Origin of the sequence: Peptostreptococcus sp. D1, from assembly GCF_900112955.1 — a bacterium.
Taxonomy (GTDB): Bacteria; Bacillota; Clostridia; order Peptostreptococcales; family Peptostreptococcaceae; genus Peptostreptococcus.
In genome coordinates this window covers 50,688-69,429 of the sequence record NZ_FONP01000011.1, presented here as the reverse complement: position 1 = coordinate 69,429, position 18,742 = coordinate 50,688, and the positions used below count along the sequence as shown (strand labels likewise).

Here is an 18,742-nt window from a genome sequence, read left to right as displayed (position 1 = left end):
CAAGCCTGAACAAACTGTCAATATGGATATAAAAATTGATAAAAATTTATTTAATTTATTCATATTTATATGTATACCTCCTTATATTTTAAATTTTCACACAAAAACAAGCAAAAACACACACCTATCCGTCATCAGGTATATACTTTTGCTTGTTTTTTATATTTATATTTTTATTTTTTAAAATATATGTCTGTCTGTCTGTCTGTCTGTCTGTCTGTCTGTCTGTCTGTCTAACGATTGTGTTCAAATAATCCATCCTTGTCTACTCTTTTCAAATAAATTTCTATTTGTTTATTATATCAAATTCATTTGATTTTTTCTAGTGTTATTTATAATATTTGTTTATTATATCAAATTCATTTGATTTTTTCTAGCGTTATTTATAATATTTGTTACTTAAAATATAGTGTTACAATTGAAGTGAGAGAAATAATAAAAAAAGAGAGAAAATCCTGTATAATTGAAGTAGCTACAAATCAAAAACTAAAGGAATTCTCTCTATGAATAGTACTATAACACAAAAACAAAGATATTTACCTCATACTTTAGAACTATTATACCAAGCCGGTATTATTTTTTCTCTAAAAAATGTCTCACATCATTTACAAATACACATCAACTATCACGATAAAACACAGGAATTGACTATTTTACTCACTAATTTAATTAAATACCAAAGCCTTGTGACCTTTGACCAGCATGTCTTATCCCAGTATACATGGCAATATCACTATCCGTAGTTATCAAATCATTAATATCAATACCATGAATTGAATTATGACCAGTAATTCTTGCAAACATTCTTAATTCCTCATTAGAAACATTTAAAAAATTTGCCACTCTCTTTGCTGCTGCATCAATATTTAGTCGCTTTCTCAATTCTGGATTCTGAGTTGCAACACCTACAGGACAGCTTCCACTTCCACATATTCTATACTGCTGACACGCAGCAGCAACCAAGCCTGAGGTTGCAATGGCAACAGCATCTGCACCCATTGCAATTGCTTTTGCAAAATCACTAGATACTCTCAAGCCGCCAGTAATTACCAAGCTAATATCTGAATTTATTGAATCCAAATACTTTCTTGCTCTAGAAAGTGCGTATATCGTAGGAACAGAGGTCGATTCTCTTAATAAAAATGGGCTGGAGCCTGTCGCACCACCTCTTCCATCAATAGTTATAAAATCCGGTTCTGCAAAAACACAATGCTCAAGATCATTCTCTATCCTTCCCGCTGCAATTTTTATTCCAATCGGTCTACCTCCAGATTTTTCTCTAAGCATATCAACCATTTCCTTTAGATCTTCTTTACTGTTAATTTCTGGAAATTTACTTGGACTCTGAATATCTTCTCCTGCTTTTTTTCCTCTGATAGCAGCAATCTCAGGAGTTACTTTTTCACCAGGAAGATGCCCACCCATTCCAGGCTTAGTCCCCTGACCAATTTTTATTTCTATAGCATCTGAGGATTTTAGATTTTCATCTGTAGCACTATATTTGTTTGGTATATATTCAAATATATACTTATATGCGGATTCCTTTTCCTCTTGAAGAATACCACCCTCACCACTGCACATCGCAGTCCTTGCCATTGAGCTACCCTTTGATAAAGCAATTTTCACCTCCTTTGATAATGCTCCAAATGACATATGAGAAATATATACTGGAGTCTCTATTACCATTGGTTTTTTTGCCTTTTTACCTATCACTGTTTTTGTTTCAACAAAATCCTCATCATTCATTGGTGGTGGGTTTAACTGCGCACCCATAAATAGTATGTCATCCCAGCTTGTCAGCTTCATTTGAGTCCCCATCGCACCATCGATCGATTTTCCAGAAACAGCCATCTGATGAATTTCTGCCATATATCTGTCATTTTTATCAACTCTGACGTACTGAGGATCATATGATAACTCATGATTATCTGAGTAAATATTTTCCTGAATATCAGATGCTTCCATATTAGATTCTTCCACAAGCTCAAATTTGGAAATATCCTGCTTACAGACTGGACATTTATCTAGATCCGATAATTTTTTACCTTCTTTTTCCTCGTCAAAAACCATATTACAAACCCTACATTTATATACTGCCATAAAATTACCTCCCATACCAAATATAGATTATTATCTAATTATATATTAATTTTTAATATTCTGATATATCTTAGTATATCATTTCATAAGTCTAAAGTATGCATATACACAAACAAGCAATAAAGCAATGATTTTTATAGCGATATTAATCACATTATTTTTCTTCTTTTCTTTCGGAATAATCTTATTAACAACTAATATCACAATATTAAGAAATATTACTATTAAAAAGAGTTCTTTTAAAAATACTTTATCCATATGCATTCACCCCTTATCTAATATATTTAAAACTATTTAAGTCCGATAAAACCAGTGGTAATATCTACATATTTAGCTTAATTAAAAGTATATCATATGTTCCTTATAAAATATATGAGTATGTAATAAATTACCGAATAAATGTAATAGCTTACCATCTTGACCAATTGCAATATTTCAAATAAAATTAATTAGTAGGGGGAAATCGATTCTTATAATAAGTATTTTAGATTTTTTATGAGGGGGATAATATGAGGAATGGTAAAATATTCATATCAATGACTACATTTTTATATCTATTTTTAAACATACTGATTAACTATGTGGCGTTTAACAAATTGGTACTTATACTTATAATAATATCAAATATAGTCATTTCTTGTTTTTTTACAGTTGAGTATTTGGGTTATAAAAAAAGAATTTTCACATTTATAATTTCTATGTCGATAATAATAGGAATTCACTTCCTGTCGGCATTTTTATTTGAATCTGGTATGGCTTTTGCTGTTAGAAAACCGATTGATGATGGAAGGTACTCTTTAATCAAACTATATTCATATATTGGATTTTTTATTGTACAAAATACATTAAACTGTCTTTTATACACTCAAAAAGCAGATACAAATTAACTTAAAAACTAAAATACCCTCTAGTAATAGACTATTTTTCTAATACTAGAGGGTTATATTTTTATATTTCAGTGATGTAAAAAAAGTGGATAATAAAAAATTTCCAGCTGTATCAATCTACCTCGATAGTTGACATCTTAAAAATCTACTTCAAAAAGTCACCGTTCAATATATCTTCTGCATTGGTTGAAGCCTTTAGCCTTTTTCCATCCATAATATCTACTATAGTTCCTTCTTCATCTATCAAAAACGTAGTTCTAACTACTCCAAGGAAAGTTTTTCCGTACAACTTTTTCTCTTTCCAAATACCGTATTTTTGGATAACTTCTATATCTGGGTCTGATAATAAAATAAATGGAAGCTCATGCTTAGCAGCAAAATTAGTATGTGACTTCAAGCCATCCTTACTAATTCCTATTACGACTGCACCTTTCTCCACAAAATGCGGATAGTTGTCTCTAAAATTACAAGCCTGTTTTGTGCATCCAGGAGTATTGTCCTTTGGATAAAAATATAATATTACCTTTTTACCTCTAAAATCAGAAAGACTTACCTTATTTCCATCCTTGTCTTCCAATGTAAAGTCTATTGCTTTATCTCCAATATTCATCATTTTCCTCCTTTTATAATTTATAAATTTTATCTGTATAATTATGTCATATCAATACATAGTATTATATCAAATTAATATATAATATTATATTATATCAAATTAATACATAATATTATGCTATATTAACACATATCATACTGTTAATTTAATATATATCTTTACAATAAATTAATATATATCTTTATGTTCATATATTTTATTATTAATGATTATTAATAAGATTTGTTTTTTCGTATTTATTTTTTGCAATCTCTAAAAGCTCAATTTCTGATTCTATTTCTCCTGCATAAGGATATTTGCTCTTTATTTTATTAAAATTAGAAATAGCAAGCTTTGCCTTCTCTATATTCTCGCTATAAAGTAGTTCAACTGCATAGTTAAATCTTGGCGTTGAGATATTGTTTTTTAATGCCTTCATCATTTTCTTCAAATCTTTATCATATAACTCCTTCACCAGCTCCATTGAAGGATTTTCCGATATCAGCTCCAAGTAAATCCTGTCAGCTCTAATTACTTCTCTATGAACATTTATGATATTGAAATCTGATTCCAGCAAATAATCAATTTTTTCTTTTGCTTCATCAAACCTTTGTTCATCCATCAATTTTCCACAATACAATACTGCATTCGCAGCTCCCATAACATTATTCAGATCACTATCTGATGGCATTTCAATCAATTCATTCGGTATATCTCTAACTCTCTTGTCAAATGTCAAATACTCCATCAGCTTTAACTGCATAAAAAAATATTTTCTTGATTTTTTATTCCTAATCATCGTCATTATATTGTATCCATCATTTGATATACCAAAATTTAGAGGGAATAAATTTATTATAGCAAAAAACACTCCAAAAAAAATTGTTTCACTCAAAAATATCGTTAAAAGTACGTGCATATTCGGAAATAAATTCAAAAATAATAACGATATTGCTGCAGCAAATAAATTAAATAAACCTCCTCCCAAATTATATAGAAGAAAAGGCATATCGTCATCTAGTCTTTCAGGAGACATTATGCATTGACCAGCCGTTCCCGGAAAAGAAAAACTAGCCAACTTATATCCATTTTCCTTTCTAATAAGCGTAATATTTCCTACTCTAAACGAAAGAAATTTATATCCTGTAAGCAGACCAAACATCATATGACCTAGCTCATGAATAATAATCTGTGAAAAAACTACTATTATCGTAGCTATTCCAAATAATGCAATATCTAGTCCAAAGCTACCTGTCAGCTTTGTTGAAGCAATCATTTTGCCTAAATGCTTTCCAGCAAACAAGCCTACAATCCCTCCTATTGAAATAAACATCAATGTAGCAAAAATTGAATTTGAATTTTTCTTTTTCATATTTTTCCTCATAAAACACCTCTTTTCAGATTAATATTTTTATATCAATATTTTAAGTATTATAAAAAAGAATTAAGAACAGTACCTATATATCAAATAGCTATTATTCTTAATTCCATATTCATATATTACTTTATAGATTAACCAAACTGCTAGATTGACCTTCTAGACTTCCCCTATATACATTCCATTCAGCCTTTTCTGAATCTTATTTGTCTTCACTTTCCAAATAAAATTCTTCGTACAAAGCCTCACACATCTCAACTGCAGATGCTTCCGGAATATACGGCGCTCTATATGTTTTTATATAAAGTATTACAGTATCGCTCACTTTATAAACATCAACCTCAATTACTTTTTCTCCATTTTCCTCTAGCTCCCTATAGTTAAAGAAAAATGTACCTATTTCGTAGCCCTCTACGTATTTTTTTCTAACTTCAAATTCAACTCCGATATTTTCCATATTGTTCACCTAAAATTCCCAATTGTGATGAACATTTTGAACATCGTCGTCTGCTTCCAGTACATCTAGAAGTTTTTCCATAGACTTTATCTGACCTTCTTCCTCCAAAACAGAAGTAGTTTGTGGTATTAGCTTCACATCTGCAAATATAAACTTGTATCCCTTTTCTTCCAATCCATCTCTAACTGTATTAAAGTCTTCTGGAGCAGTAATTATCTCAAAACCGTCTTCATCTGGAATAAAATCCTCTGCTCCTAATTCCAATGAATCTTCCATCAATTTATCTTCCTCAGCATCTTCATTTGAGATAAATATCTGACCCTTTCTATCAAACATAAAGGATACACAGCCTTGAGTACCCAAGTTACCATTATTTTTATCAAAGTAATATCTAACATTTCCAGCTGTTCTGTTCTTATTATCAGTCAAGGTTTCCACGATTACAGCCACTCCACCTGGTCCGTAGCCTTCATATACAATCGGCTCGAAGTTATCTCCTTCGCCACCACCAATACCTTTTTTTATTGCTCTGTCAATATTGTCATTCGGCATATTGTCTGCTTTTGCCTTAACAATTGCAGTTTTCAGTGCTGCATTATATTCTGGATCTCCTCCACCTTGTCTGGCAGCAACAGAAATCGCCCTTGCGTGCTTTGTAAACACATTTGATCTCGCAGCATCTTGTTTTCCTTTTCTAGCTTCTATATTATGAATACGTCCCATAAAATAACACTCCTTAATACTATTTTTTATTAAATAACCTCTATATAATTATAATCACTTGATTTGATTTTTTCCCATACTATTTTAACATATTGACAATAATAAGTAAATATGTGCAATTTACTAGTTAAAACGAAAATTAACTATTGGTATTGAATTGTGTCTATAATTAATGTATAATGTACATGACAAATAAATACAGGGGAGCTTGTGCTTGCAGGCTGAGAGGAAGTAATCCAACTTCGACCCTTTACCTGATGCGGATAATGCCGCCGTAGGAAGTCATAATGCTGAGATTTAATATACGGGGAATTTCCAAATTGGAGATTCCCTTTTTTGTTGGGAGGTAAAATAATGGTAAAAATCAACGGAATCGAAGTGGAAGCTTCCGGTCAAACTATTTCTGAATACCTTTCTTCAGCTGAATACAATCCAAAGCAAATAGCCATCGAAAGAAACGGAGAAATCGTAATTAAAGCTATGTACGAAGAAATAGTTTTACAGGATGGTGATAGCTTGGAAATCGTAAATTTTGTTGGAGGTGGTTAAATGATTCCATCTAAATCGGATTGGACAAAAGCACTTGAAATAAGGCATGGAAAATCATTAAATGAAAAATTTTCAAAATCGACGGTCGCAATATGTGGACTTGGTGGTCTAGGCTCCAATATCGCCATTTCACTTGCAAGAGCTGGCATTGGAAAATTGATTCTAATAGATTTTGATGTTGTAGATATAACAAATCTTCACAGACAACAGTACAAAGCTAATCAGATTGGAGAACCAAAAACGACTGCGCTTTATAATAATTTACGCGAAATAGCTCCATATATATCATTAGAAATAAGAAATACAAAAATTGATGAGGAAAATCTAAAGGAACTCCTGCTTGGAGCCGACATAGTATGTGAAGCTGTTGATGATGCAGAAACAAAGGCGATGATAACAAATGAGGTACTCACTCGTATGTCAGATAAATATTTAGTTGCAGCTTCCGGTATGGCAGGTATTGGAAATCCAAACGAAATCGTCACAAGAAAAATTACAAAAAAATTATATATTTCTGGTGATGGAGTCAGTGATGTCAAAAAATCCATCGGACTTGTATCACCAAGAGTTATGATATGTGCCGCACATCAAGCTCTCACAGCGTTAAGAATAATTGCTGAAGAATTTTGATTTGTAATCATAATATAGCTAAAGTACAGGAAAATGCTCGATTTATTTTTTTATGAAAGAAGGTATCAATTAATATGAACGAAGACAAGCTAGTAATAGGTGGGCACGAGTTTAACTCGAGATTCATTCTAGGCTCGGGAAAATACTCTATGAAATTAATAGAATCAGCCATAAGAGATGCAGGTGCTGAAATGATAACATTAGCAGTTAGACGTGCAAATTCAAAAGAACAAGAAAATATACTTGACTATATACCAAAAAATATCACACTTCTTCCTAACACCTCTGGAGCTAGAAATGCAGATGAAGCTGTCAGGATAGCAAGATTAGCAAGAGAACTCGGGTGTGGAGATTTCGTAAAAGTCGAAATAATGAGAGATACAAAATATTTACTTCCAGATAATTATGAAACAACAAAAGCAACGGAGATACTTGCAAAGGAAGGCTTTGTGGTAATGCCATATATGTATCCTGATTTAAATTCTGCCAGAGATATGCTAAATGCCGGAGCAGCTTCAATAATGCCATTAGCATCCCCTATTGGTTCAAACAAAGGACTCTCAACAAAAGAATTCATTCAAATTCTAATTGATGAAATAGACCTTCCAATAATAGTTGACGCCGGTATTGGAAAGCCATCACAGGCCTGTGAGGCAATGGAAATGGGTGCTGCAGCAATCATGGCAAACACAGCGCTAGCTACTGCCGGAAACCTTCCACTGATGGCTTCTGCATTTAAGCAAGCCATAAAAGCAGGAAGAATGGCATATCTATCAGGCTTGGGAAGAGTGCTATCTCGTGGTGGCTCCTCATCAGATCCTTTAACAGGATTTCTTAGAGATTAGGGAGGTTTAAGAATGGAAAATAATTTTTTTATCGACTCAGAAAAGCTTTCAAAATCGGCTTTAGAAAAAAAACATAGACTGGAAGCTGATCCTTCTAGCAGAACAAATCATATGGAATATCTAGATGATATGGAAATTATTGAGTCGGACATTTGCAAAAATGTCATCAATCACATGGAAAGCTATGATTACAGTAAATATACTGAAAAAGATGTGAAAATTGCACTTGATAACAGCACCTGTACTATTGAAAATTTTAAAGCCCTAATATCACCGGCTGCCGAACCATTTATCGAGGAAATGGCTCATAAAGCAAAGCTTGAAACTAACAAGCATTTCGGCAACACAGTTTATTTATTTACCCCTTTATATATCGCTAATTATTGTGAAAATTACTGTGTATACTGCGGATTTAACTGCTACAATCAGATAAAAAGAATGAAGCTTGATATAAAGCAAATTGAACACGAAATGCAAATCATTTCTCAATCTGGAATGGAAGAAATATTGATACTAACTGGAGAAAGTCGTTCACACAGCGATGTAGGATACATTGGAGAAGCCTGCAAGCTAGCCAGAAAATATTTTAAAATGGTAGGACTTGAAATATACCCTGTAAACACCGACGAGTATAAATACCTGCATGAATGTGGCGCTGACTATGTTACGGTATTTCAAGAAACGTATGATGATAAAAACTATGAAAGACTTCACCTTTTCGGTCACAAAAGAGTTTGGCCTTATAGGTTCGATTCACAGGAACGAGCCCTTATGGGTGGTATGAGAGGTGTTGGTTTTTCTGCTCTCCTTGGATTGTCAGATTTTAGAAAGGATGCATTGGCAACTGCCCTACACGTTTACTATCTCCAAAGGAAATATCCTCATGCCGAAATGTCACTTTCATGTCCTAGGCTTAGACCGATCATCAACAATGACAAAATAAACCCGCTGGATGTTGGAGAAAGGCAATTATGCCAGATTATATGTGCATATAGAATTTTTCTACCTTTCGTAGGAATAACAGTATCTTCAAGAGAAAGTGCAGAATTTAGAAACGGAATAGTAAAGATTGCCGCCACAAAAGTATCTGCCGGAGTCTCAACTGGAATAGGTGATCATGAAACTAAATATAGCGATAACAATAAAGAACATAATTGCAACGAACAAGAATGTGGAGACGAGCAGTTTGAAATAAACGATTCAAGAAGCCTTGAATCCATGTACAGGGATATGTCAGAAAAAGGTCTCCAGCCTGTATTAAATGACTACGTTTATGTATAATATAAGAGCAAATGTATTAAATTATAAACATAAGATTAAATAGCTGTAGACGTGAGGGGCATTAAATGAGAAAAAAAATTTTCAACAATACAACCAATAATACATCTGACCAAATACGAAAAGTTAATTATGAAATAATTTGTGTGACAAACAGAAAACTATGTAGTATCGATTTTTTGACACAAATTGAAAAAATAGTATTGAAAAAGCCATCCGCAATAATTCTTCGAGAAAAAGATCTCACTAAAGAAGAATATAAAAGGCTTGCAATAGATGTAATGAAAATATGCGAAAAAAATGATGTCAGATGTATACTTCATTCATTCGCAGATGTTGCAATTGAATCAAATATCAATGCAATACACCTACCACTACATATATTAAAAAAACTATCAAATGAAGAGAAAAATAAATTTTCAATTATAGGAGCTTCTTGTCATAGCCTTGAAGAAGCACTAGAAGCTCAAAGGCTAGGATGCACATATATAATTGCTGGTCATATTTTTGAGACGGATTGCAAAAAAGGACTGCCTGGAAAAGGTTTGAAGTTTTTGAGTGAAATTTGCGACACAGTATACATACCAGTTTATGCAATAGGTGGAATAACTCAGGAAAATACAAGCAAGATACTTCAATCAGGAGCGAATGGTGTTTGTATGATGAGTGAGTTTATGAAAACTTTACCATAAACACAAAATATTATACAGCCGTAATTTATAATAAATAAAATATGCTACAGCTCATATCAATATTGTGGTGATGCTGTAGCATAAAATTTGAGTGTGTGAAATTTTTTTCTGTAAATTAACCTTCTATAGATTTTTTAGAAAAATCTTGCCAAAATTAGTAAATTCTACTATTAACTTAAATATAACGCATAAATTAATGCATGTCAATTACCGTTCTTATTCGAGCGGTAATTTTTTGTGTATTGTATTTAAAATGGCATTCTGCCTTCATACATTATTCTAAAAATTCACCATAACTACTACGAACTCTTTTACTCTTAGTATCATTACGATAGTTGCTATTTGAGCTACATTCGTAGTTTTTGTATCCAAGATGATTATCCATTTCTGCTTCCATCATAGTATTAATTTCTCCTAAAAGTTCTTTAATGGCTTCTTGGATATCGTCTGCAGTCTCTATATCGTATTCTTCAATTATAGAATCAATGATATTTTCTCTCTAAAAAAGGCGTCACATCATTTACAAATATACTTAATATTATGCTTTCCTTTTATACTTCAACTACTTCTACCAAGCCATATGGCAACAATGTACTGTAATCAATATAGAAACCATTTTTAATCTCTTGAGTTTCATTAAATTTTGATAAACTAGCAATGAGCCCCTTATATCCTCCCATAAAAATAATATTCTTGTCACTATCAATTTCAGCTTGAATATTAAATTTAATTTTTTCCAGTTTATTTATACACTCTATATTTGTTTGCTCTTTTATTTTTCCATCTTTTATCCACGATTTAATATCATTAATCCTATTTTCAGTTTCTTTAACATAATTGTAAAGTTTATTTTTTGTTATACAAAAATTTTCTTTTATTTTAGAACTAAATTCCATTTCTTCTGATTTTCTTAGTAGTACTTCACAATCGAAAATTATATTACTCTCCATCATTTCTATTACTACTCTAGGAAAGAATGGTTCAAGTTTTGGAATTTTATATTCACTATGTATATTTCCGCCATTAATTTCTTCAGTTTTTTGATACAAATACTGGAACTTATACAAATTTTTTAATTTTATATATGAATTACTAATCTTAATATCTTGAAAGAAAACTTTTCTTCTAATACTGTCTTGTTTTCCATTTTTTTTATAGCCCAGCAAAGCCCCTTTTAATGTAGAGGCTGGAATATAATATTCTTTTGCATATGAAAAATTAAATATGGATAATAAATCTCTACTTTCGTGACTATAAAAAGGATAAACAACCTTAACATTTGCTATATCTTTTATTCCTAAGTCATCTGCAGCACCATTAATTTCTTTAAAATCTACACCTTTATACAAGGCGTTCTCTATTCTTGGAGATAAAATCACAGGAGAAATAGTTTTAAGTTTAAGATTCATTATTTCACCTCCAACTCAACAAGATAAGAATTCCCAAAAATAATTGCATTATTATATAGTGGGTTGTATTTACTATTATCAATGCTCTTTCCTATCTTAAATAAATTTTCATTTCCTTCCTTCGCTTTGATGATACTTCCTTCAGATATGAAACTAATTACTTTGGGTATTTCATTTTCTATCTCAAAAGGTTTTCTATCAGACGTGTGTATGTCCAAAATTGAATTTTCCACATCAATATTATCAATATTTGGCAATAGTACGCCTAAATTAATTAATACCTCTCCATTATCTGAACTCTTTTCAAAATTTTTATTATTTTGTTTTTCTATATTATAAATTCTATATTCATTATATCCGGAACTCCCCTTATTTCCCAAAAAACATGGCATTTCACGAACAATAATATTCTTTTTAATTTCTTCTAAACACTTTGAAATGCAACTTTCTTCTTCTACTCTTACAAAAAAACTAAACTCATTTTGGATATTGCCCATATTGTCAATAAAATACAAAATTGGTAGCGAATAAGCGATATTCGGTATACCGGGCACCCCCTTAATTTGACTTTCTAAACGAAATTTTTGAATGAAGTTTTTTGTTTTTTTTATATGCCTAATTTTTTTTAAATCCTCTACCCTAACAACTTTTCCTCTTTCCGCCAATTTCAAGATTTCTTTAAGTCCATCTATTTCTACAAAGTCCATAGATTTAATACTTTCATAAATATTCTTTACAGACAAGTTATTTATTTGAATAGCTAATTCATTAAATTCATTTTTTATTTTCTCCAACTCCACTTTTGTTCTTTTCTTATTTTTGTGATTATTATCATCTTTCTTTATTTTATTAACAATTTGTTTACTTTGATTCATCAATTTCCTCTGTTTTTTTTCAGATAACTTTATGGATTTTTGATTTTCACTTAATACTTTTTCTAACTTTTGCATTATGAATTTTTTTGGAGTTGGACAATACCCTAAAGGCATTAAACTTGAAATCATACATTTTTGATTTTGCACCCTTACATCTCTTACGAAGGAACTAATATCATCTTCAGAACAATACTTCTTAGAGTTGTTAACTAAAAAACCGAACAGTCTTTGAGAGTCCGGTAAAGTAGTCATATCGCCAATTTTTCTTAATTTAACCTGATATGTTATCATTACTACCACCATTCTTATTTCTAATCAAGATTTATTTCTATTTGCCCATATCCTCTAGACTTCGAATTACCTATTCTATGTAATCCGTCATTAAACTTTAACAATGCTTCTCTAATCTCACTTTCAACCTTCATCAATTTCGCTTTATTTTCTTCAATACCTACCAAGAACATATCATTTAGCCAAATCATACCTTTAAACACAACTTTAGGTCTTACAACGCGATAAGTTCTAGGATTACTTAATATCTCACCATTATTTTCTACCAAACAGTTTTTTGTTTCTATAAAAAAATAATCATCCATGTTCATGTTTTTACATTCTGAAAATAGAAAATCTGAACAATAGAGCCTTGGAAAACCATTAATTCCCTCAATACCAAATATGTATTCCGCTTTACAATTATTATATTTTTCCTCAATAATTGAAATTATTCTTTCAATTTTTTCATTTTTACTTATATTTTTATATTTTTCTAAAGTTTTTTCTAAAAGCAACTTAACAAAAATCTTTGTTTCATTCATCTTCCCTTCTTTCTCTTGTTCTCTTATAATATTTCTTAAGGCACCTTTAAAAGCAGATCCATGTATTATTGGTTTATTATTTTCATCAATTGTTGTAGACTGATCTACACCCCCTATAGAAAAGCTTTCTGTTTGATTACCAATTAAGCAACTAGATACAGTCGTTAAATATACATTTATTTCAATCATAGTTTTCCCCCTTTTTTCTCTATTGTTTTTAATATTATTCTTTGATAATTGTACTCATGAAGAAGAATAAGTCTATCTAGCCACTTCGTATCACTTTTTCCATTTAATACTTCATTCAATTTTTTCTTGATCTTTTCTTTATCCAGACTCATAGTATGAATGCTTTTTGATCTAGCAGAATCTACTTCATTAAAACAACAATTATAATTTTCGAATATCGTTTCCACTTGTTTCGATTTTCCAGATTCAATTAGTTTCTTTGCTCTATAAAATACTGCTGGTTCAAAGTTGGACGTAACATAGAAATATTTCCTATTTACTGATATTCTTTTTATAAACAACAATTCAATACTATTAGGCTCTAATTTATTCAATAAATAATTAATCGGTTTATGAAACATAACAGAACGTATTCTCCTTTTTTGGTCAAACAATGAACTTCTGGCTGAAGAAATGATGTATTTATAGCTTGAACACTCCGACGGAACGCAATATCGCTCCTTTAAGAAAAGTAATACTAATTTCAATTTAGGAATCAAAACTTCTTCAATTTTTTCAGGTACAAATTCTCTCTCTTCTTTGCCAGGTGTATCTCTTTTGCCTTCAACCAAATGAGACAGCCAGTAATATTTAAAATGCAGTTCTTTATATTGTTCAGTATTATATATATCTATGTCTTGAATATTTGGTTTCAAAAAATAAAGGCAATAAAGCATGCGCCTATCATTATCTTTTTCTATTTCCAAATTTATCAAGAAATTATGTAATGAGGTTCTAGTAAATACTTTTTCGTCCATCATTTTCTGCAACTCACTAATCTCATCACAAAAACGATTAAATCCATCATTTTCCCAAAAGCCAAGTTTTTCTTTATATATATAAAAAAAGTTATTTTCCATACATATTCCTAATATTGAATTAAAGGCTTTTTCTGTTTTCATCTTTTTCTTAATTTTGAGTAGTTCTTTTTCAACTATTTGTCTATAATAACGAACTGGCTGATGATTATTGACAAAACTCACCCCCACAGCAACAGATAATTCCGTTTTATTGTCTCTAGCTAGTATGTTTTCAATATCTTGATTGATCTCTTTTATTATATTCTTCAGCAATTTAATAGAATCAAATAAAGTCTCAATACGCGTAGCATAAAAAATATCGTCTCCTGCTACATAAAATGGAACTATCTTATTAATTAATTTTTTAATTTTGCTAACTTCTATCTCAAATTTTTTCAGTGAAATTTTATTTTCCAGCAGACTACTTAATTTTATATATTCATCATAATCATTTATTTCCTTCATAATTTGTCCAAGATTATTAAAATCTGCCTTAACAACTGCAATTTTACCGTTACTACTATCTGTAACATGTTTTTCATCTAACACAACTAATTCATCCATGCTATCTGGGAATACATTTTCCTTAGATTTTTTTCTCTCATACTCAAGATTTATTTTTTTGCTTTCAAGTTCTTCGAATCTAAATAATATTTCACTATTCTCACTTATTACCTTTGATTTCGTATAATCACTTGCAAGTAGACGCTCTGCCTCTTTCAAGAAATACATTTTACTCGTATTTCTAATATTTCTCGCTGGAAAAAATACATAATTTAAAAAGATATTCCCACAATATTCTATATAAACTTTTTGAAATAGCTCTTTTAAGTTGTTTTTTATTTCATTTTCTGTCATTTTACTATAAAAAATAACTTTACCCGATATCCAAAGAATCTTGTCTTGCATTGTTCCATCGCATAACTTAAACTTATTCTCAACTTCTTCCAAAAAATTCTTTGCTACATGTTCAGATGATAAAATAATATTTTTAAGTGTTTTCTCATCTACTTGATTTTGATCAATTGCATGAAAAATATATTTTTGGACCTTTTCAACAGAGATGGCTACGACATATGCCATTCATATCACCTTCTTTCAATTATTTATTGAGCATATTTACATATGCCTTATGAGGGAAAAACATCGGATTGTTAATCATCATAAGCATTTGATTGAACTGAAATATAAATGAAAGCAACGTATATTCCACTGATTCGTCAGTTATTTCGTAGTCACTTATTTTCCTTTCCCTTAGTATTTTCGGGTATTTAGGATCGTTTTCATATTCATCTTTTTCTCCCACTCGATTATATTTAAATAATATTTCACGTAGATTTTCATCCGAAAAAGTTATTTTTAAATTTCCACTCGACGAGTTTTCTTCCGCATTATATTCTCTTGAACAATTATTTTTATAGGCCTCAATAACAATATCAAATTTGCTTCTTCCTCCAGTATCATCCTTGCCAGTTTTATTTTCCGGTATATAACATAATATCTTAATCGGTTTTGTTGCAGTTTGAGTAACTCTATTACTCTCATTTCCAATATGAATATTCGTAGCCAACCTAACAATAGAATCATTTGAAGTTTGTAATTTGTCAATGGAATCAGCCCATTTTTCTAAAACACCTGAATCTAGATTCCTACTCTTGCATTGAACTACCGCGGCTACAGCCTCCACAGGTATAAATTTTATTATTCCACGATTAAAAATATATGGTGTATATTGCTCATCATATATGGCTATATCCACTTCCTTGGAAATATTCTTATTTGAATCCATTATGAATACGGAACGAGCTATGTTGAATTTCTTAGGTACTATTTTTCTAAAAAAATCAGCCCAGATTTCTTCACGATATGAACCTGCAATCAAATATTGATTAGTAACATCATAATTTAATTGAGTTACTAATTCCCTTTCCATTTTTAAATAATTTTCTTTAATATCACTAATAAAATCACTCATTTAATCAACCTCCATTCCTATTAAATTGTGAATTTTCAAAAAATAAGTCTTAATTTATCTTTTTTATTTCACTAATAATACCAAAATTTTCATTCCTGTTTTATATATTTGCAAACTACTTTACTTTTGTAAGTAATACTACATTATGATAAAAAGCATATTAATATATGCTTTAGAAATGACAACAGAATTCACGTCTCACTGTAATTCAATGATGATTTTCTACTTACCCATTTTTAAGGATATGACTTTTCAATTTACATTTAACTATGATTCAATTATAACAGATGTATATGATTTATGCTACTAAATATATAACTAATTTACATTTCACCGCTATCAAACAAGCATACCGAGTATTGCTTTACTATTTTATTTAGGTACCATATAAAATTATACTACGAGTTCAAATAAAAATTTATTCAAATCGCCAGAGATGGCTACCTATATCATCACCCTAAATGTAGTTCCATCTTCCAGATTACTACAAACCTCTATCTTTCCATTATGAGCCTTGACAATACTCCTTGCAATGGACAATCCCAATCCATATCCACCTTCTTTCCGAACTCTGGATTTTTCCGATCTATAAAATCTATCAAATAATTTTTCTATATCCTCTTTCGGTATCACATTCCCTTTGTTATTTACTTCCAAAATACTTCTATCTCTGTCATTCTTTAGACTAACCTTAATCTCTGTTTTTTCTTCTGAGTATTTGCAAGCATTATCAAGTAAAATATTGACTAGCTGTTTTAACTGTGCCGAATTTCCGATAACTATTACATCATCTTCTATTTTATTTTTAAACTCTACATTTTTTTCAAATGCTATTGACTCCATTGTCAATATGCTCTCCATAGTTAATTCACTCAAATTTATTTCTTCTGCTACTATTGGTAGCTGATATGAATCATATTTTGCCAAAAATAACATTTGTTCGATCAATTCCTTCATTCTCATTGCTTCAAAATTGCTGTTCCTAATCCACTTCAATTGTGACTTATCAAATAAATCCGAATTTGACTCCAAAATACTAAGATTTGTCAATATTACAGTTAGTGGTGTTTTCAGCTCGTGCGATGCATCCCCCAAAAATTGCTTTTCATTAGCCCATGCTTTTTCAACTGGCTTTAATGCCACTCCAGCTAGATAAACACTCATCCACCAAAAAACAGCAAGAGCAAATATTTCAACTATTAACAAATTTCTCATCAAAATAAATAACGATTCTCTATTGTGTATTTGATCTGCAAAAACAATTCTCATGCTTCCATCATTATTTCTATGTATTAGATATAATAGGTTCAGCTTTGATAGGCTCCCTCTAACATTTTCATTTTTTATAACCTCTTCTACCGCTGTCTTAATAGTGTCTTTGGTGATATTTACATAATCGGTAGTCGTAGAAACAATACTACCACCGGAGTCCAAATCCACAAAGAAAATCGGTGCAAATTGAAAATCTCTTCTCTCTCCTTTTTCATCGATTTTAGGCTTTTGGAATGATCCATTCATTTTCCCCATTACAACCCTATCCATTGCTCTATAACTATCATTAGTCAATCTACTATAGTGAATTACAGATATAGCAATGAATACTGCAACCAAAACAATTGTAATCAGAGACATTGTTATCATAATAAATTTTCTTTTTAATTGCTTAATCATTAGAATACTCCAATCTATATCCAACCTTTCTGACTGTTCCAATATTTACCTTAGATTTGACAAAAAACAATTTTTTTCTCAGAAAGGATATATATACCTCAACATTATTATCCTCAGCATCAGAATCATATCCCCAAACCTTTGTTATTATCATCTCCTTCGAAACTATTAAAGCCGGATTTGAAAGCATCAGCTTCATTATTTCAAGCTCTTTATGAGATAGGTGTACAGATTTCACGCCACATTGTAGAGTATATGTAGATAGATTTAATTTTATATCCTCGTACTCCAATTCTTCAAATATAACTTCACCTTGTCTTCTAGTTAATGCTCTAATCCTAGCTAATAATTCCTCTGACACAAACGGCTTTGTCATATAGTCGTCAGCTCCAAAATCCAATCCTGTCACCTTGTCTATTATCTCATCTTTTGCAGTCAACATAATCACTGGAGTTGCAATCTTATTTTTTCTAAGATTTCTCACGACATCAAAGCCATTAATTTTAGGAAGCATAACATCAAGAATAATTGCATCATATATACCTGACATAGCATAGTCAAGCCCATCTTCACCATCATTTGAAATATCAACTTCATACTTTTCATTCTCAAGAATCTGACCAATCGCTTCAGATAATCTTACCTCATCTTCTACCACTAATATTCTCATATTAACTACCTTCTTTCTATTTTTATATATTTACTTTTTTTATTTTCATTTTTTTTTATTTTATTAATGTATATTTTTGTTTCATTGATAATATCCTTTCTTACATTAAATATATATGAAGTATTTTGTAATTACAAGCTTAAAATATCCTGAAATATAATTTTAAGA

Annotated in this window: 20 protein-coding genes, 1 pseudogene and 1 riboswitch; of the genes and pseudogenes, 6 read left to right on the top strand and 15 right to left on the bottom strand. The window is 30.7% G+C overall.

What is annotated here, in order from left to right; genetic code table 11:
* Positions 1-124: 124 nt before the first annotated feature.
* The 3 genes from BM120_RS11215 to BM120_RS08350 form a co-directional block, all read right to left on the bottom strand.
* Positions 125-259, bottom strand: coding sequence for a hypothetical protein (locus BM120_RS11215; RefSeq protein ID WP_278335338.1), 135 nt, complete (start codon positions 257-259; stop codon positions 125-127).
* A gap of 410 nt (positions 260-669) precedes the next feature.
* Positions 670-2,100, bottom strand: a complete 1,431-nt coding sequence (locus BM120_RS08355) for a glutamate synthase-related protein (RefSeq protein ID WP_091994939.1) — start codon at positions 2,098-2,100, stop codon at positions 670-672.
* A 78-nt stretch (positions 2,101-2,178) separates the two neighbouring features.
* Complete coding sequence (locus tag BM120_RS08350) at positions 2,179-2,358, bottom strand: hypothetical protein (protein ID WP_091994936.1); 180 nt, start codon at positions 2,356-2,358, stop codon at positions 2,179-2,181.
* A gap of 251 nt (positions 2,359-2,609) precedes the next feature.
* Here BM120_RS08350 and BM120_RS08345 point away from each other — a divergent pair, with 251 nt between their 5' ends.
* Positions 2,610-2,987, top strand: a complete 378-nt coding sequence (locus tag BM120_RS08345) for a hypothetical protein (RefSeq protein WP_091994934.1) — start codon at positions 2,610-2,612, stop codon at positions 2,985-2,987.
* Positions 2,988-3,132: 145 nt separating this feature from the next.
* Here the strand turns inward: BM120_RS08345 and bcp are convergent, their stop codons facing one another.
* The 4 genes from bcp to BM120_RS08325 all read right to left on the bottom strand — a co-directional run bounded on the left by bcp (position 3,133) and on the right by BM120_RS08325 (position 6,137).
* Positions 3,133-3,600 carry a thioredoxin-dependent thiol peroxidase gene (gene bcp / locus BM120_RS08340; RefSeq protein ID WP_091994932.1) on the bottom strand — a complete coding sequence of 156 codons (468 nt, stop codon included), beginning with the start codon at positions 3,598-3,600 and terminating at the stop codon, positions 3,133-3,135.
* 202 nt (positions 3,601-3,802) lie between these two features.
* Positions 3,803-4,951, bottom strand: a complete 1,149-nt coding sequence (locus tag BM120_RS08335; protein WP_143076528.1) for a M50 family metallopeptidase — start codon at positions 4,949-4,951, stop codon at positions 3,803-3,805.
* A 208-nt stretch (positions 4,952-5,159) separates the two neighbouring features.
* Positions 5,160-5,414, bottom strand: coding sequence for a hypothetical protein (locus BM120_RS08330; RefSeq protein WP_091994928.1), 255 nt, complete (start codon positions 5,412-5,414; stop codon positions 5,160-5,162).
* 9 nt (positions 5,415-5,423) lie between these two features.
* A complete protein-coding gene (locus BM120_RS08325; RefSeq protein ID WP_091994925.1) occupies positions 5,424-6,137 on the bottom strand; it encodes a YebC/PmpR family DNA-binding transcriptional regulator in 714 nt (237 codons plus the stop codon).
* Positions 6,138-6,327: 190 nt separating this feature from the next.
* Positions 6,328-6,435: riboswitch (TPP riboswitch) on the top strand.
* Positions 6,436-6,491: 56 nt separating this feature from the next.
* On the opposite strand from BM120_RS08325, the gene thiS reads away from it, so the two are divergent.
* The 5 genes from thiS to BM120_RS08300 all read left to right on the top strand — a co-directional run bounded on the left by thiS (position 6,492) and on the right by BM120_RS08300 (position 10,131).
* Positions 6,492-6,686, top strand: coding sequence for a sulfur carrier protein ThiS (gene thiS / locus BM120_RS08320; RefSeq protein WP_091994923.1), 195 nt, complete (start codon positions 6,492-6,494; stop codon positions 6,684-6,686).
* Positions 6,687-7,316 carry a thiamine biosynthesis protein ThiF gene (gene thiF, locus BM120_RS08315; protein WP_091994920.1) on the top strand — a complete coding sequence of 210 codons (630 nt, stop codon included), beginning with the start codon at positions 6,687-6,689 and terminating at the stop codon, positions 7,314-7,316.
* Between the two features lie 74 nt (positions 7,317-7,390).
* Positions 7,391-8,161, top strand: a complete 771-nt coding sequence (locus tag BM120_RS08310) for a thiazole synthase (protein WP_091994919.1) — start codon at positions 7,391-7,393, stop codon at positions 8,159-8,161.
* Between the two features lie 12 nt (positions 8,162-8,173).
* Positions 8,174-9,442, top strand: coding sequence for a 2-iminoacetate synthase ThiH (thiH, locus tag BM120_RS08305; protein ID WP_091994916.1), 1,269 nt, complete (start codon positions 8,174-8,176; stop codon positions 9,440-9,442).
* 65 nt (positions 9,443-9,507) lie between these two features.
* Positions 9,508-10,131 carry a thiamine phosphate synthase gene (locus tag BM120_RS08300; protein ID WP_091994913.1) on the top strand — a complete coding sequence of 208 codons (624 nt, stop codon included), beginning with the start codon at positions 9,508-9,510 and terminating at the stop codon, positions 10,129-10,131.
* A gap of 283 nt (positions 10,132-10,414) precedes the next feature.
* On the opposite strand, the pseudogene BM120_RS10740 reads toward BM120_RS08300, so the two are convergent.
* From BM120_RS10740 to BM120_RS08265, 8 genes and pseudogenes are all read right to left on the bottom strand, one after another.
* Positions 10,415-10,621, bottom strand: a pseudogene (locus BM120_RS10740) (transposase); the annotation flags it as partial.
* Positions 10,622-10,682: 61 nt separating this feature from the next.
* The gene (locus BM120_RS08295) at positions 10,683-11,540 is read right to left on the bottom strand and encodes a hypothetical protein (RefSeq protein ID WP_091994912.1); all 858 of its coding nucleotides are present in this window, start codon (positions 11,538-11,540) and stop codon (positions 10,683-10,685) included.
* Positions 11,540-12,706, bottom strand: coding sequence for a MutS2 family protein (locus BM120_RS08290; protein WP_091994909.1), 1,167 nt, complete (start codon positions 12,704-12,706; stop codon positions 11,540-11,542). The genes BM120_RS08295 and BM120_RS08290 overlap by 1 nt, the downstream gene beginning before the upstream one ends.
* 20 nt (positions 12,707-12,726) lie before the next feature.
* Positions 12,727-13,419, bottom strand: coding sequence for an RAMP superfamily CRISPR-associated protein (locus BM120_RS08285; protein ID WP_091994907.1), 693 nt, complete (start codon positions 13,417-13,419; stop codon positions 12,727-12,729).
* The gene (locus BM120_RS08280; protein ID WP_091994904.1) at positions 13,416-15,341 is read right to left on the bottom strand and encodes a Cas10/Cmr2 second palm domain-containing protein; all 1,926 of its coding nucleotides are present in this window, start codon (positions 15,339-15,341) and stop codon (positions 13,416-13,418) included. The genes BM120_RS08285 and BM120_RS08280 overlap by 4 nt, the downstream gene beginning before the upstream one ends.
* 19 nt (positions 15,342-15,360) lie before the next feature.
* Positions 15,361-16,233 carry a DUF6602 domain-containing protein gene (locus BM120_RS08275; protein ID WP_091994902.1) on the bottom strand — a complete coding sequence of 291 codons (873 nt, stop codon included), beginning with the start codon at positions 16,231-16,233 and terminating at the stop codon, positions 15,361-15,363.
* Between the two features lie 444 nt (positions 16,234-16,677).
* Positions 16,678-17,904, bottom strand: a complete 1,227-nt coding sequence (locus BM120_RS08270; RefSeq protein WP_091994900.1) for a sensor histidine kinase — start codon at positions 17,902-17,904, stop codon at positions 16,678-16,680.
* On the bottom strand, positions 17,897-18,574 hold the full coding sequence (locus BM120_RS08265; RefSeq protein WP_091994897.1) for a response regulator transcription factor: 678 nt from the start codon (positions 18,572-18,574) through the stop codon (positions 17,897-17,899). The genes BM120_RS08270 and BM120_RS08265 overlap by 8 nt, the downstream gene beginning before the upstream one ends.
* Between the last annotated feature and the right edge of the window lie 168 nt (positions 18,575-18,742).